Raw genomic sequence first — 15,015 nt, 5'->3', positions numbered from 1 at the left:
AGTTAGTCTCACCTCTTCTCGTCGGGACTTTCACCCTTTAGCTGCTGCCCATGTCGGGCGTACTGACTCCTCCCCCACCTCAGGGGCGCTGCAAAGTCTCTTGATCTTGTGAGTGCGCCGGTCAGGCGATGCCCAAGAGGTCGAGTGGGCGGGTGAACGGTTCGTAGGAAGCGTGGCGGAGACCGGCGGCGATGTTGCTGTGCCCGGCGTCGCGGAGCGTGTTGATCGCCAAGTTCCGCAGGCTCGCCATGTTGTCGGGCCCGTGGCCGGTCCGAACCTTCGAGGCGTCCTCGCGGAAGGTGGTGTCGCGGACGAAGTGCAGCCGGTTCTCGATGGTCCACTGCGACCTGGCGAGTTGGCCCAGGCGTTGGGGCGAGGCTTGATGCGAGGTCAGGTCGGTGATCGCGTAGACGGTCTGGCGGGTGCACGCGCCGGTCTTGAGGTCGGTGCGGTGGCGCAGGATCCGCACGGCCTGGACGGCGTGGGGGAAGTCGAGTCCGAGGTCGGTGACCGTGAGGACCCTGGTGACGCGGGTCTCCTTGCGTCCGTGGCCCCTCTCGCGGTCGTAGCGGCGTGCGGTGACGTCCTTCCACGGCAGTGACCGCACCTGTCGGTGCAGACCGGGCTGGTTGGCCTTGACCACCAGCAGGTAGTGCGCGTTCTTCTCCTCGACCAGGAAGCGCGCGTGGGCGCGCTGGGTGTGCAGAGCATCGGCCGTGACGGTGACCCCGGTCAGGTCGTAGGGCTCCAGCAGGGCGGCGAAGCAGGTGATCTCGTTGGTCTTGTCGGGCACCCGCAGCTGGGTGACGGTCCGCCCCTGGTCGGTCATCGCGGCCAGGAGATGGGCGGCCGGGCTCTGGTCGTGACGCGACCCGCGGGCGGCCTTGCCGTCCACGGCCACCGACTGTGCGCCTGCGGGATCGGCGCCGGTCAGGTCGGCCAGGCCGCCCGGGCAGACACGGCCGAGGACCCGTCGGATCGTGGCAGCGCTCGGCGGAACGCGCACGCCCAGCGCGCCTACGGTCCGGGCGCCCAACCGGGCCAGCGTGTGCTGCGGGGCGCTGGTGGACCACTGCCCGATCGCCGCGTACGACCGGGCGCCTGCCACCACCGCCGAGGCAGCGACCAGCAGCACCGCCACGAACGGGTGACGCACACCGCGCCGGCGCCGGGGATCAGGCAGCAACCGCAACCGCTCCACCAGCGGAAGCACTGCGACACCCGCCAGGGTGGGCGGCTTGACCAGACAGACGGTGGCAGACTGACGACACATCGAAACTCCGGCGAAGCAGGGCGACTTGGGAAGGTCACCCCGTTCAACCGGAGTTTCGTTGCTTCCGTGACGGGTCACCCTCGACACCCTGCAGCACCATGACCTGCAGACTCACCTGATCATCGGGACTTTGAAACGCCCCTGTCCCCCACCTGAAGGACTCCGTTGGGGAATCCGCAAACTGGCTGTCGTGATCATGGTTAGGCGGCGAGTTCGAGGCGGGCCAGGTGTGAGGTTCTGGTCTGGCCGAGCGGGGTGCCGGTGAGCCAGGCGTCGAGTCGGATGATGTTGATCGCGGTGGCGGCGAACACGTTGCCGAGGTGCGTCTTGGGTAGACCGGTGTAGCGCGTGCGGCGGATGCCGGTGCGGCGGACGGTTTGGGAGATGGTGCCTTCGACACCTGCGCGGACGTCGTAGCGCTTCTTCCACTCCTCGGTCTGCTGTTCCCGGCGGCGCTGGGCCAGGACTTCTTGCTGCTCGCGGGGCAGGAGGGTCAGGCTGCGTCCCCACTTGCCGTTGGTGGCCGTGGTGCACCTGGCCCGCAGCGGACAGGCCGCGCAGTCGGTGACGGCGAAATGGATGCGGGCCAGCGGGGTACCACTGGCCTTGCGCTGGTCGGACCAGCTGACGCTGGTCGCGCCCCGGGGACAGGTGACCTGTCGGCGATCCCAGTCGATGGTGAAGGCGCTCTGGGCGAAGTGCTCTTCGCCTGACCGGTCATGGCAGGTGTCGAGTCCGACCGGGCCCAGCAGGTCGACGCCGTGGTCGTCGCGGGCGGTGACGATGTGGGCGGCGGTGACGTAGCCGGCATCCACCGCGTGCTCGTCCGGCGTCAACTCCCTTGTCGCCAGGCCCTGGTGGATGGAATCGGTCAGCTCGGTGTCTGTGACCGTGGCGTCGGTGGTGGCCACGTGGGTGATCAGGTGCGGGGCGTCGGGCTCACAGGTCTCGCTCAGGTGGGTCTTGTAGCCGCACCAGCCGGAGCCGCGCTTGGTCCCGTAGCGGGCATCGAGGTCGTAGGGCGAGGACAGGCGTTCTCTGCTCGGCGGGAGGTCCCTGCCCTCCCGCCAGCGCACCCCCTTCCCGTCGCGGTGGTACTGCTCGCCCCAGGCACGGCGCAGGACCTGGACGGCGGGGACCTCGCGCAGCCACGTCGGCGCCCCCGGCGCGTCGACGGTGTCCAGCACCGTGAACCCGTCCTGGCCGACCTGCTCGGCCCACTCCCGGCGCACGTTGTCGCCCTTGGGGAAGCGGTAGGAGTCGATCCGCGCGCCATAACGCTTGACCCAGCCGGCCGTGGCCAGCGTGGACAGCCACGCGGGGGCCGCTGCTGCCAGGGCCTCCAGGGCCGCGCGCAGGGTCTCGCCGACGAACTCCATCCGGTTCAGTGTCCGCACGGCGGCCAGGACATGGGTGGAGTCGGTGCGCTGACGGCCACCCGCGCGCAGCAGTCCGAGTGCGGAGATCCGCTCAAGGACCAGGTCCAGGACCTTCTCCTCCAGCCCGTGCTCGATCAGCCGGGCACGGAAGTCGCCCAGGACGGAGAAGTCGAACCCCGGGTCGTCCAGCTCCAGGCCCAGGAGGAACTTCCAGTCCATCCGGGCCCTCACCTGGTCGGCGGCCTGCCGGTCGGTGAGCCCCTCCGCATACTGCAGCACCGACACCAACGCCAACGCCCCGGGCGAGACCGCCGGCCGCCCCCGCTTCGGGAACGCCTCGGCGAAGGACTCGTCCTCGAACAGCGGACCGAGCGCCTCCCGGACCCGGACCGCCAGCACCCCCTTCGGGAACGACGCCCGCACCACCCGCGCCGTCAGCTCCGGCACCCCGCGATCAACCCGCGGCTCCAACGACATCCAGTCCCCGCCCTCGATCGATGAACAGGACGATCATGGCAGTCCAGGCAGCTCGTCATCACCGGTTTGCGGATTCCCCAACGGAGTCCTGAAGGTGGGGGCTTCTCGCTAGGCCGGTTGGGCTTCGCGACGGACCAGCCCGGCCCGTAGAACGTTCAGGGCGCCCACCGTGTCCGCGTGTGCCTGGTGGCCGCACGACACGCAGCGGAACTTCTGTTGTGTGGGCCGGTTCTCCTTGGCGGTGTGCCCGCATACGGGGCACCGCCGGGAGGTGTTGCGGGGGTCCACGGCCATCACTTCCCGTCCGGCGCATTCTGCCTTGGCGGTGAGGATCGTCAGGAACACCCCCCATCCGGCATCAGCGATCGAACGGTTCAGCCCGGCCTTGGCGACGGCCCCGTTGGGCAGGAAGCTGCCCGGCGTGGCGGGGTCCGGCTTCGGAGCCGGGACCTTGCTCATGTTGCGGATCCTGAGGTCTTCGTGCGCGATGAAATCGTGGTCACGCACCAGGTTCAGCGCGGTCTTGTGCGCGTGGTCCAGGCGCTGACGGCGGACCTTGCGGTGCAGCCGCGCCACAACCTCCACGGCCTTGCGTCGGCGCTTCGAGCCGCGCTTGCACCGGGCGAGGGCCTGCTGCGCGGCTTCGAGTTTCGCGGCGGCCTTCGCCCCGTGCCGGGGGTTGGGTACGAACTCGCCGTGGGAGTCGGCGAGGAAGTTCGCTATGCCCAGGTCGATGCCGACCATGCTGCCGGTCGCCGGTAGGGGCGCGGGCTGTTCCTGGTCGGCGGTGAGGATGACGTACCAGCGCCGACCTTCGCGCTTGACGCTGATCGTCTTGACCTTCCCGGCCACCGGCCGGTGCTGGTGCACCTTGACGTGCCCGACGCCCTGGAGGCGGACGCGGGTGACGGGGTCGTGCGGGGTGGCATCCCAGCGGCAGCCGTCGCCGTCCTTCGGGAAGTCCACGGTGTCGAACCGCTTGCCCGAACGAAAGCGCGGATACCCCGGTGCCTCTGCGGCCTTGACCCGACGGAAGAACGCGGTGAACGCCTTGTCCAGCCGTCGCAACGTCGCCTGCTGAGAAGAGAACGACCAACGTCCCTGACGTTCCGGGTCGAAGGCCCGGATGTCCTTGAGCTGGGCGGACTGCTGCCCGTACCGGACCGTCGTCTTCGAGCTGTGCCGGTAGGCATCGCGGCGTTCTTGCAACGCGCCGTTGTAGAGCGAGCAGTGATCCCGCAGCATCTCGGCGAGCGCGCCCTGCTGGCCCACGGTGGGCCGCATCAGGAACTTGTACGCACGGATCATCCGGCCCACCCCCTTCCTGGCCCGCTTCGGAGATCATACTACGCTTGGCGTGTGTCACCACGATGGGAACCAAACCCCGATATTCGTACCGGTCGCCACGTCGTCTCCCACCTCCATGCCCACTTGGTGTTCGTCACCAGGTACCGGCGCGGCGTGTTCGATGACGACATGTTGAAGCGGTGCGAGGAGATCATGCGCGAGGTCTGCGGCACGTTCGAGGCGGAGCTGCGGGAGTTCAACGGCGAAGCCGACCATGTGCACCTGCTGGTGCACTACCCGCCGAAGGTCGCCCTGTCGAAGCTGATCAACAGCCTCAAGGGCGTCAGCTCCAGGTACCTGCGAGCGGAGTACACCGGGCGAATCAACCGGATCGGCATGGGATCGGTGTTCTGGTCCCGCTCCTACTTCGCGGGATCCTGCGGCGGCGCACCGCTGACCATGATCCGCCAGTACATCGAAGAGCAGAAGCGGCCTGCCTGACCATCCCCCAGGCACAGCGAACTCCGGCGCTTCGCGCCTCCGGACCAAGGATGCGTTTCCCTCCCCGACTGAAGCCGGGGATACCCACGCAAGATCAGGGATGGCGGAGCACGGCTTCGGGTGGATTCCCCTGATGTGCTGTGCCGCCGGACTCGCTGTGGGAGCGGCATTCCTCCGCCGCCAGCACGGGGCCGCGAACCCGGTGATCGACATGATGCTGTTCCGCACGCGCCGGTTCAACGTGCCCCTGCTCATCGACGCGCTGGCGACGTTCGGACTGGTCGGCTTCAGCCTGTTCAACTGGCAGTTCATGCAACTCGTCCTGGGCATGGGTCCGTTGGAGTCGGCCGTGTGGTCCTTGCCCACCTTCCTCGTGATGCCCCTGGGTATCGCGCTGGCCACCGCGCTCGCCCCCCGCATCGGTAAACACAACGTGATCGCCGCCGGGCTGCTCGTGGCGACTGTCGGCTACGTCATGCTGGCCCTGCTCCAAGCCGATTCGGGAGTCGTCCACCTCGTCAGCGGCATGACCGTCGTCGCGATCGGCATCGGCGCCGTCTCCGCAGTCGTCACCGAGGTGATCCTGTCCGCCGCACCACCGGAGCGGGCCGGGGCGGCCTCAGCCATGGCCGAGACCTCTGCCGAGTTCGGCGGGGCGCTGGGCATCGCGCTCCTGGGCAGCATCGGCACCGCCGTCTACCGTTCGGAACTGGCGGTCAGTGCTCCTGACGACCTGACGTCCAAGGAGTTGGAGGCGGCCAGGAGCACACTCGGCGGCGCCGTCGAGACCGCCGCCGCCCTCCCGAGGGGCACCGCCGAATCCCTGCGGAACGCGGCCTTCGACGCCTTCGCCCGGGAGGCCAGGATCGCCTCGGTGGTCAGTGCCGTCCTGATGACGGGCGCGGCGGTTCTCATCGCCACCCTGCTCCGCACCGCACGCACACGCCCCGGACCCGAGGCCCCCAATCCGCAGCGGAGCACCATGACGGGGACCGGGCGGGGGACCTGCACTCCCGGGCAACCTCGTCCTGAGCACGGAGGGTGAGCCGTACGCGGGTGGAGACAGGGCTGGTGGTGGAGGTGCCGGCCAGGACGGGCCGCTCAGCCCGACCGGCGGTGTCAGTGGCTGCGGAGGGTTATTGTCTGGGATCCCAGACACTTGCCGGTTCGGGTGGGTGGCTGTGGGGCGGGGGCCTGGCAGAGCCTTGAACCATGACCGGCCGACCCGAAAAGCATTCGGCGGAACCGCGTGGGTCGCGGTTCCGCCGAGTGGTCGTGGTTGCGGGGCTAGTACTGATGGACCGGTTCCCTGTCGGGCTCGGTCCCCTTCGGGGCTTCGAGGGTTTCGGCCTCCGGTGGGCGGTGGCGCATACAGAGGTGGTACGCGCCCGTCATCAGCGCCAGCCAGACCACTCCGACGACGAGGGCGATCCTCGTGCTGTCCGAGAACGCGAGGAGCGCCACCACGCCGGCCATGAACACGATCGCGGCGATCTGCCCGTAGGGCCAGAAGGGTGCCGGGTACTTCAGCGTGGCGACCTCCTGCGGGGTCATCCTGCGGCGGGCGCTGACCTGGGAGAACAGGATCATGAGCCAGACCCAGACGGTGGCGAAGGTCGCGATGGAGGCGATGACGAGGAAGACCCGTTCGGGCATGAGGTAGTTGAGGAGTACGCCGCAGAGGAGTGCGCCGATCATGATGACGACGGTCAGCCACGGCACCCCGTTGCGCGAGAGCCTGCGCATGGCGGCCGGTGCCTGTCCCCGCTCGGCCATGCCGTACATGATGCGTCCGGCGGCGAAGATGTCGCTGTTGATCGCGGACAGTGCGGCGACGATGACGACGACGTTCAGTACGGCGGCCGCGGAGCTGACGCCGAGTCCGGCGAAGATCTCGACGAAGGGGCTGCCGCCCGAGCCGATGTGCTGCCAGGGGTCGAGCGACATGATCACGGCGAGGGTGAGCACGTAGAAGAGCACGATGCGGATGGGGATGGAGTTGACGGCGCTCGGGATCGTCTTCTCGGGGTCCTGCGCCTCGCCGGCGGTGACGCCGATGATCTCGGTGCCGCCGAACGCGAACATCACCACGGCCAGCGACATGACGATGCCCTGGATCCCGTGGGGGAAGAAGCCTCCGTTGCTCCACAGGTTCGAGACGCCCGCGCCGCCGTGGCTGCCGAAGCCGAAGACGATGATCGCGAGTCCGGCGAGGATCATCGCGATGATGGCGACGACCTTGGCGAGCGAGAGCCAGAACTCCAGCTCGCCGAAGACCTTGACGCTGAAGAGGTTCATGGCGCCGATGACGCCCACGGCCGCCAGGAGCCAGATCCAGCGGGGCACGTCGGGGAACCAGAAGCCCATGTAGACGCCGAGTGCCGTGATGTCAGCCAGGCAGACGAAGACCATCTCCAGCGCGTAGGTCCAGCCGGTCAGGAAGCCGGGCAGCGGACCGAGGTACCTGGTCGCGTACTCGCCGAAGGATCCGGCGCACGGCCGGCTCACCGCCATCTCGCCGAGCGAGCGCAGGACGAGGAAGACGGCGGCTCCGCCGATGAGATAGGCGAGCAGTACGGCCGGCCCGGCCGCCTTGATGGATTCCGAGGAACCGTAGAAGAGGCCGGTCCCGATGGCGGAGCCGAGGGCGATGAAGCGTATGTGCCGGGACTTGAGCCCGCGCTGCAGGGACGTCTTGTCAGTGGTCAACATGTCGGTGGTCAACGAATGCCCTCCTTGGGAACGGCGCGTTCCGGGCGAGATGGCGGGGCCGGATCGATGACCGGTGACGGCCTTCGGCACACCCGCACGACGAGGGAACTTGTATATTCCTGTATATACAGGAGCGTCAAGAGGTGGACCAATGGGTGAACGAGAGACGGCGTCGAGCGCCTCACCGGCCGTCGGACGGGCGCTGGACATCCTGCTGCACCTCGCCGGCCGGTCGGGCCCGGTCCAGGCCGCGGCCCTCGCCCGCGAACTGGGCATCCCGCGGTCGTCCGCGTACCACATCCTCTCCGTCCTGGTGGACCGCGGTTTCGTCACCTACCTGCCCAAGGAGCAGGCGTACGGGCTCGGGGTCGCGTCCTTCGAGATCGGCTCGGCCTACCTCCGGCACGAGCCCCTCGAACGGCTCGCGCGCCCCATCCTGCGCAGCGCGTCCAACCGCCTCGGCCAGACCGTCCACCTGGGCATCGTCCACGGCGCGGAGACGGTCTACCTGCTCAAGGAGCGTCCCCGGTCGCGCCCGTCAGGCGACGCCGACATCGCCCTCGTCACGGACATCGGGGTCCGGCTGCCCGCGCATCTGACGGCCAACGGGCGTGCCGTCCTCGCCCATTCCGCTCCGGCGCAGCTACGGGCCCTGTTCCCGCGCCGCGGCGACCTCATCACCCGTACCGGCAAGGGACCGCGCTCGCTGCCGGAACTGCTGTCCCTGCTGGCACAGGACCGTGAACGCGGCTGGTCGGAGGAGGTCGAGCTGGTCTCGGAAGGTTTCCGGTCGATGGGGATCGCGGCCTTCGACCACAACGAGCGGCCCGTCGCCGCACTCAGCAGCACCTGGCACCGGCACTACAGCCGGCACGAGCCCGACCAGGTGCGCGGCGTTCTCGAACAGTCCGCGGCGCGGCTGACCGCCGCGATGTCCGGCCGGCGACCGGCGGCGCAGCTGAGCCGCACCGCCGGACCGGGCGCCCCTGACGGTCACCGACAGGTCGGTGCACATGCAGGCAGGCGCACCGACAGCTCAGTGCGCGGCGAACGTTCCCTCGAGGCGGTACCGGGAGCCCGGGTGCAGCAGACGCGCGACGCTGACGACGGCGTCGCGCGACCAGGTGCGTCGCTGGATCAGCAGGCACGGCTCGGCCGGTGACACGCCGAGGATCTCGCACTCCTCCGCGGAGGGAAGTACCGCCTCGACGATGTGCTCGCCCTTGCCCAGCGGCGCGACCTCCGACAGGAACGTGAACGGTGTGCGTTGCGTGAAGTCCTGGTCGAGATAGCCGGGGGCGAAGTCCGGATGGACGTAACGGTCCTCCAACTGGACCGCCGCCCCGTCCTCGAAGTGCACGACGCGCGAACGGAAGGCGCTGCGCCGCCCGTCGAGGCCGAGCTGTGCGCTGATCTCGGGATCGGGGAGTTCCTCGCGCAGTGACAGCACCCTGGCCTCGTAGCGATGGCCACGGCCCCGGATCTCGTCGGCGATGTTGTGCACCTCGACCAGGGCGGAGCTGCCCTTGCGCCGTGCGACGAAGGTGCCCACTCCCATGACGCGCCGCAGCAGGCCGTCCGCGCTCAGCTCGCGCAGAGCGCGGTTGACCGTCATCCGGGACAGGCCGAGCGACTCGACGAGCTGGTTCTCCGACGGCAGTGCCTCGCCCTCGCGCCAGTGGCCGCTGACGATCTGCCGGGACACGAGGTCCTTGATCCGCTGGTAGGCGGGCGCGGAACCGGGTGTCTGCTCCGCGTAGAGCCTGGCGAGCTCCGAAGCCCCCACGACCAAGCCGTCCACCGTCCTCGTCCCCGTCGGTCGCCGCGCCGCCTGAGGTGCGGTCACGGTCACCCGAATTCTAGGCGAGACGCCTTTCAGGATGCTGGTCACGGCGGCCCCCGCCGTACGGGCCGGGCGCATCCCGTTCTCGGATCCGAGAACTTCGGGGCCCGCCGCTGGTTCCCGCCCGACCGGTCGCCTGTCATGGGGCACGCAGCAACTCCGTTACCCACCAGGAGAAGACCATGATCGGCGTTTCCCCCGCGGCCCGCCACATCCGCGCCCCGCGTGGCACCGAACTGAACTGCCTCGGCTGGCAGCAGGAGGGCGCCCTGCGCATGCTCATGAACAACCTCGACCCCGAGGTCGCCGAGCACCCCGAGAACCTGATCGTCTACGGCGGCACCGGCAAGGCCGCCCGCGACTGGGCCGCGTACGACGCGATCGTGCGCACGCTCAAAACGCTCAAGGACGACGAGACGCTCCTGGTGCAGTCCGGAAAGCCGGTCGGCGTCATGCGCACCAGCGAGTGGGCGCCGCGGGTGCTGCTCGCCAACTCCAACCTGGTCGGCGACTGGGCCAACTGGGAGGAGTTCCGCTCCCTCGAGGCGCGCGGACTGACCATGTACGGCCAGATGACCGCCGGCTCCTGGATCTACATCGGCAGCCAGGGCATCCTCCAGGGCACGTACGAGACCTTCGGAGCGGTCGCGCGCAAGAAGTTCGACGGCACGCTGGCGGGCACCATCACGCTGACCGCCGGACTCGGCGGCATGGGCGGCGCCCAGCCGCTCGCCGTCACCATGAACGACGGCGTCGCGCTCTGCGTCGACGTCGACCCCACCCGCATCGAGCGCCGTATCGCGCACCACTATCTCGACGTCGCGGCCGACGACCTCGACCACGCCCTGAGTCTCGCCATCGAGGCCAAGGAAGCGCGCCGCCCGCTGTCCATCGGCCTCGCGGGCAACGCCGCCGAGGTGTTCCCCCAGCTCCTGGAGATGGGCGCGCCGATCGACATCGTCACCGACCAGACCTCGGCGCACGACCCGCTGGCCTACCTCCCCGTCGGCGTGAGCGTCGAGGAGTGGCACGAGCAGGCCCGCAAGGACCCGGCGGACTTCACCCGCCGCTCCCGCGAGTCGATGGCCCGGCACGTGGAGGCCATGGTCGGGTTCCTCGACGCCGGAGCCGAGGTCTTCGACTACGGCAACTCGATCCGCGACGAGGCCCGCAGGGCCGGCTACCAGCGCGCTTTCGACTTCCCCGGCTTCGTACCCGCCCACATCCGGCCCCTGTTCGAAGAGGGCCTCGGCCCGTTCCGGTGGGCGGCGCTGTCCGGCGACCCCAAGGACATCGAGGCCACCGACCGGGCGATCATGGAGCTCTTCCCCGAGAACGAGCACCTCCACCGCTGGATCAAGATGGCCGGTGAGCGCGTCTCCTTCGAGGGCCTGCCCGCCCGCATCTGCTGGCTCGGCTACGGCGAACGCCACCGTGCGGGCCTGCGGTTCAACGAGATGGTCGCCTCCGGCGAACTGTCCGCGCCGCTCGCCATCGGCCGCGACCACCTGGACTCCGGCTCCGTCGCCTCCCCGTACCGCGAGACCGAGGCCATGCTCGACGGCTCCGACGCCATCGCCGACTGGCCGCTGCTCAACGCCCTGGTGAACACGTCGTCCGGCGCTTCGTGGGTCTCGATCCACCACGGCGGCGGAGTCGGCATGGGCCGCTCCATCCACGCGGGCCAGGTGTGCATCGCCGACGGCACCGAACTCGCCGCGCAGAAGCTGTCCCGCGTCCTGACCAACGACCCCGGCATGGGCGTCATCCGCCACGTCGACGCGGGTTACGAGTACGCCGGCACCGTGGCACGCGACCGCGGGGTACGCATCCCCATGACCGAGGGCGACAGCAAGTGAGCGCGGCGGGCACGATCGAACCCACGGACATGGCTGTCGACTGCGCTGTGGACGCGCCCGTCGACCTCACCGTGGACGTGGCTCCCGAGGCGTGGCATGGCCGGGACGACGGTCCCGGGAACGAACACCTGCGCTGGCACCACGCGATCAGCACCGACCCCGGGCAACCGGGGCCGTGGGACGCGGCGTTCGTCGGCTTCCGCAGCGACGAGGGGGTGCGCCGCAACAAGGGCCGCCAGGGCGCGGCGGGCGGCCCGCGCGAACTGCGTGCCGCCCTGGCGTCCATGGCACTGCCCGCACCCATGACCGTGCTGGACGCCGGAGACGTCGAAGTCCTCGACGGGGACCTGGAGTCGGGGCACTGGCGCCTGGGGCAGGCGGTCGGCGCGCTCGTCGACCGCGGCATTCCGGTGGTGGTGCTGGGCGGCGGTCACGAGGTGGCGTACGGGACCTATCTCGGGCTCGTCGGCACGCGCGCGGTGCGGGCGGGAGGGCGGCTCGGGGTGCTCAACCTCGACGCCCACTTCGACCTCCGGGACGACGTGCGGGCGAGCTCCGGCACCCCGTTCCTCCAGATGGCGCGGAGCGAGGAGCAGCGGGGCCACTGGCTCAACTACCGTGTGATCGGCATCAGTCAGCCGAGCAACACCGAGCATCTCTTCCGCACGGCCGACCGGCTCAAAGTGCGCTATCTGACCGACACCGAGTGCGGGCTCCTCGATCTGCCCGCGGTCGACGCGTTCGTGGACGAGTTCGTCGACGGCAGCGATGTCCTCCACCTCAGCATCGACCTGGACGTCCTGTCGGCCGCCGCCGCTCCCGGGGTCAGCGCCCCGGCCGCCCACGGCGTGCAGATGGAGGTCGTCGAGCGCGTCTGCGCCCGGGTGGCGGCGAGCGGGAAGCCGATCGTGGTCGATGTCGCCGAACTCAACCCGGACCTCGATGTCGACCACCGGACGGCGCGCGCGGGTGCGCGGTTGATTCACCGCGTTCTGACGACGCGTCGGGCGATGGCCGGCGTGGTCGACGCCACCGCGTCCGACTGACGGCGCGCCTGACAGACGGGCCGCCCCTATACCGGTCGCCAGGCCGTGAGAGCACGGACAGCCGCGGTCTGGCGACCATTGATTTTCCGGGGAGAGACGGGCTGCCGGGATTCATTCTCAGCGCCACGGACAGAGGGGCTCCGCAGCCGCGCTGAAATTCCGGGCGCGCGCCCGGGATCATCTGTCGTCCGCTCTCTGCCACGATCACCGACATATCGATAGCGGGCCCTGGGAGCGGCGGCGAACGCGGCACCGACCACGGAGGCCGCCGCTGTCGTCGGCGCCGTCGCCCTCTCCCTCCAGGAGTGGCGGGCGCGGCGCGGCGACCGTATCCGGCGGCAGCGCAGTACCGAGGAGGCACTGCCAGGCCGATGCGTCGTGCTCGGCCCGCCCGGCGACGTCCGGGACGCGGTGGTACAGGCGGCGGCCCGTCCGGCGGCTGCTCGACGTCGACCGACGTGAGCGTTGACTCTCACAAATTATGAGAGGAGACTCTCACGTCATGGACTCCAGTAATCGCCTGGGCGATATCGAGATCACCGACCCGCAAGCGATGCGGGCGCTGGCTCATCCGGTTCGGCTGGCCATCCTTGACCATCTCCAGCGGCACGGGCCGGCGACCGCGACGCAACTCGCGCCCGACGTGGGAGCGACCCCGACGGTGACCAGCTGGCATCTGCGCCACCTGGCAGGCTTCGGACTGGTCCGCGACAGCGAGCCCGGACCGGACCGCCGCCAGCGGCGGTGGGAGGCGGTGGCGCGCGGTTTCCGGTTCGAGGCGCCACAGGACCCGGCGGACGAGGAGGGTCGGTCAGCCGCGCGGGTGCTGTCGCGGCAGATGTTCCTGCACTGTGCAGACCTTCCGAGCCGGTGGGCTGCCGAGATCGAGCCCGAACTCGATCCGGCGTGGCGCAGACTGGCCGGGCTGGCCAACACCCGCGTCGTGGTCTCCGCCGAAGAACTCGCCGCCATCGAGGACGGGATCGAGCGCATTCTCGCGCCGTACGTCACTCGTGACCCGGCCGAGCGGCCTGCCGACGGCCGCGGCGTCCGGCTGATGCGCTACGTCCTGCCGGAAGGTGCCGACAAGCAGACCGGGCAGACGCCATGAACAACCCGGACCGCACCGCTGCGATATCGCTGTGGCGGGATCAACGGTTCCGCCGCTTCTGGGCCGGCCAGTCGGTCTCACAGTTCGGCGACCGGATCACCGAACTGGCCCTGCCCCTGATCGCCATCAGCGCCCTGAACGCTTCGGCCAACCAGGTGGCGTGGCTGACCGCACTCATCTGGACCCCGAACCTGCTCGCAATCTTCCTGGGGGCCTGGGTCGATCACCAAGCCCACAAACGCCGTCTGATGATCCTCGCCGACCTGATACGCGCCGCAGTACTGCTCAGCGTCCCGGCGGCCTACCTGTCAGGGATGGTGACGCTGGGACAATTGTATGCCGTGGCATTACTGATGGGCGCCGCCGGGGTGCTGTTCAACACCGCCTATCCCCCGTTCTTCGTACGCCTCGTGCCGCGCGCGTCCTACGTCGACGCCAACAGCAAACTCAGTGCCAGCCGGTCCGCATCGTATGTCGCCGGCCCGGCCATCGGCGGCGTTCTGGTCCAGGCGCTGACCGCACCCGTCACCATCGCCGTGGACGCCCTGACCTTCCTGGCGTCAGCGTTTCTGGTCGGCCGGGTCTCGGTCCACGAGTTGCCGACCGCATCCGGCAGCACAGCGGCACCCTCGCTGTTGCAACGTGCCCGAGAGGGACTGTCGTTCGTCGTCCGTCACCCAGTACTGCGGGCCACTCTCAGCTGCGCGGCGACCGTCAACTTCTTCACCTTTGTCGCGGGCAGTGGGCTGATCGTGCTGTTCGCCAACCGGAGCCTCGGACTGTCGGCAGGAGTGATCGGCATCGCGTTCGGGATCGGCGCGACCGGTTCCCTCCTTGGCGCGGCGTTCGCCCCGAAAATCTCGCGACGGTTCGGCGTGGGGCGCAGCATCGTCGTGGGCGCGGTGCTGTTTCCGGCGCCGATCGCCATCGCCGCCGCCGCAGACGGCCCGCTCTGGCTCCGTGCCGGAGCCTTGGCCGCGGCCGAGTTCCTGTCCGGCTTCGGCGTCATGCTGTTCGACGTCAACCTCAACTCCCTCCAGGCCGCTGTGATCCCCGATGGCATGCGCAGCCGCGTGGCCGGCGCGTACAGCACGATCAACTACGGCATCCGCCCCGTCGGAGCCATCGTCGGCGGGCTACTCGCTACCGTCATCGGCCTGAGGGCGACCCTCCTCATCGCCGCTGTCGGCGGAGCCCTGTCACTGCTCTGGCTACTGCCCTCACCGATACCCCACATTCGCTCCCTGGCCCCGAACAACACCGCGGATACAACGGGCGGCACGGACGACGACAATCGATCAGTACCTTGTTGACCCACCGGTAACGGTCCGACCCGGATCAGCGAAGGTGCGGGGATCACCGAGAAGGGTGGCGACGACCAGCGCCGCCGGAGCGGTGGCCGGGAAGACACGCTCCTGGTTCAGTAGCAGCCGGTACAGACCGCCCACCGCCCGCACCCGGCGGGCCTGGTCGTCGTCGAGCACACCGAGAAGGAAGTCCGGCGTGTCGGGCACGTTGTGCAGGCCC

The 15,015-nt window shown here is 69.5% G+C and carries 12 protein-coding genes and 1 pseudogene; 7 read left to right on the top strand and 6 right to left on the bottom strand.

Annotated elements, in window-relative coordinates:
• Positions 1–121: 121 nt before the first annotated feature.
• The 3 genes from OG395_RS53040 to OG395_RS53030 form a co-directional block, all read right to left on the bottom strand.
• Positions 122–1,273, bottom strand: a complete 1,152-nt coding sequence (locus OG395_RS53040) for an ISAs1 family transposase (protein ID WP_327241110.1) — start codon at positions 1,271–1,273, stop codon at positions 122–124.
• 200 nt (positions 1,274–1,473) lie between these two features.
• On the bottom strand, positions 1,474–3,129 hold the full coding sequence (locus tag OG395_RS53035) for an IS1182 family transposase (RefSeq protein WP_327241364.1): 1,656 nt from the start codon (positions 3,127–3,129) through the stop codon (positions 1,474–1,476).
• 108 nt (positions 3,130–3,237) lie between these two features.
• Complete coding sequence (locus OG395_RS53030) at positions 3,238–4,437, bottom strand: RNA-guided endonuclease InsQ/TnpB family protein (protein WP_327241365.1); 1,200 nt, start codon at positions 4,435–4,437, stop codon at positions 3,238–3,240.
• A gap of 51 nt (positions 4,438–4,488) precedes the next feature.
• On the opposite strand from OG395_RS53030, the gene tnpA reads away from it, so the two are divergent.
• Both tnpA and OG395_RS53020 read left to right on the top strand, forming a co-directional pair.
• A complete protein-coding gene (gene tnpA, locus OG395_RS53025; RefSeq protein WP_327241366.1) occupies positions 4,489–4,917 on the top strand; it encodes an IS200/IS605 family transposase in 429 nt (142 codons plus the stop codon).
• Positions 4,918–5,017: 100 nt separating this feature from the next.
• Positions 5,018–5,962 (top strand): MFS transporter, encoded by a 945-nt coding sequence (locus tag OG395_RS53020; RefSeq protein ID WP_327241367.1) that lies wholly within the window; start codon positions 5,018–5,020, stop codon positions 5,960–5,962.
• A gap of 242 nt (positions 5,963–6,204) precedes the next feature.
• On the opposite strand, the gene OG395_RS53015 is transcribed toward OG395_RS53020, so the two are convergent.
• Positions 6,205–7,641 (bottom strand): amino acid permease, encoded by a 1,437-nt coding sequence (locus OG395_RS53015; protein WP_327241368.1) that lies wholly within the window; start codon positions 7,639–7,641, stop codon positions 6,205–6,207.
• Positions 7,642–7,780: 139 nt separating this feature from the next.
• On the opposite strand from OG395_RS53015, the pseudogene OG395_RS53010 reads away from it, so the two are divergent.
• Positions 7,781–8,533, top strand: a pseudogene (locus tag OG395_RS53010) (IclR family transcriptional regulator); the annotation flags it as partial.
• 132 nt (positions 8,534–8,665) lie between these two features.
• On the opposite strand, the gene hutC reads toward OG395_RS53010, so the two are convergent.
• The gene (gene hutC / locus OG395_RS53005) at positions 8,666–9,415 is read right to left on the bottom strand and encodes a histidine utilization repressor (protein ID WP_327241370.1); all 750 of its coding nucleotides are present in this window, start codon (positions 9,413–9,415) and stop codon (positions 8,666–8,668) included.
• A 239-nt stretch (positions 9,416–9,654) separates the two neighbouring features.
• Between hutC and hutU the strand changes: the two genes are divergently transcribed.
• The 4 genes from hutU (at position 9,655) to OG395_RS52985 (ending at position 14,801) form a co-directional block, all read left to right on the top strand.
• Complete coding sequence (hutU, locus tag OG395_RS53000) at positions 9,655–11,331, top strand: urocanate hydratase (protein WP_327241371.1); 1,677 nt, start codon at positions 9,655–9,657, stop codon at positions 11,329–11,331.
• Between the two features lie 29 nt (positions 11,332–11,360).
• A complete protein-coding gene (hutG, locus tag OG395_RS52995; RefSeq protein ID WP_327241372.1) occupies positions 11,361–12,377 on the top strand; it encodes a formimidoylglutamase in 1,017 nt (338 codons plus the stop codon).
• Positions 12,378–12,879: 502 nt separating this feature from the next.
• On the top strand, positions 12,880–13,488 hold the full coding sequence (locus OG395_RS52990; RefSeq protein ID WP_327241373.1) for an ArsR/SmtB family transcription factor: 609 nt from the start codon (positions 12,880–12,882) through the stop codon (positions 13,486–13,488).
• Positions 13,485–14,801 (top strand): MFS transporter, encoded by a 1,317-nt coding sequence (locus OG395_RS52985; protein ID WP_327241374.1) that lies wholly within the window; start codon positions 13,485–13,487, stop codon positions 14,799–14,801. The genes OG395_RS52990 and OG395_RS52985 overlap by 4 nt, the downstream gene beginning before the upstream one ends.
• Here the strand turns inward: OG395_RS52985 and OG395_RS52980 are convergent.
• On the bottom strand, positions 14,787–15,002 hold the full coding sequence (locus OG395_RS52980) for a hypothetical protein (RefSeq protein ID WP_327249200.1): 216 nt from the start codon (positions 15,000–15,002) through the stop codon (positions 14,787–14,789). The genes OG395_RS52985 and OG395_RS52980 overlap by 15 nt on opposite strands.
• Positions 15,003–15,015 lie beyond the last annotated feature (13 nt).

The sequence above is a fragment of the Streptomyces sp. NBC_01320 genome (assembly GCF_035974375.1).
Taxonomy (GTDB): Bacteria; Actinomycetota; Actinomycetes; order Streptomycetales; family Streptomycetaceae; genus Streptomyces; species Streptomyces yanii.
The sequence above is the reverse complement of the archived record's forward strand: the minus strand, read 5'-3'. Positions and strand labels throughout refer to the sequence as shown.

Bases quoted from the DNA above. Each gene is read 5' to 3' on its own strand.
- OG395_RS53040 (WP_327241110.1), bottom strand. From the start codon at position 1,273: ATGTGTCGTCAGTCTGCCACCGTCTGTCTGGTCAAGCCGCCCACCCTG.
- OG395_RS53035 (WP_327241364.1), bottom strand. From the start codon at position 3,129: ATGTCGTTGGAGCCGCGGGTTGATCGCGGGGTGCCGGAGCTGACGGCG.
- OG395_RS53030 (WP_327241365.1), bottom strand. From the start codon at position 4,437: ATGATCCGTGCGTACAAGTTCCTGATGCGGCCCACCGTGGGCCAGCAG.
- OG395_RS53020 (WP_327241367.1), top strand. From the start codon at position 5,018: ATGGCGGAGCACGGCTTCGGGTGGATTCCCCTGATGTGCTGTGCCGCC.
- hutU (WP_327241371.1), top strand. From the start codon at position 9,655: ATGATCGGCGTTTCCCCCGCGGCCCGCCACATCCGCGCCCCGCGTGGC.
- hutG (WP_327241372.1), top strand. From the start codon at position 11,361: ATGGCTGTCGACTGCGCTGTGGACGCGCCCGTCGACCTCACCGTGGAC.
- OG395_RS52990 (WP_327241373.1), top strand. From the start codon at position 12,880: ATGGACTCCAGTAATCGCCTGGGCGATATCGAGATCACCGACCCGCAA.
- OG395_RS52985 (WP_327241374.1), top strand. From the start codon at position 13,485: ATGAACAACCCGGACCGCACCGCTGCGATATCGCTGTGGCGGGATCAA.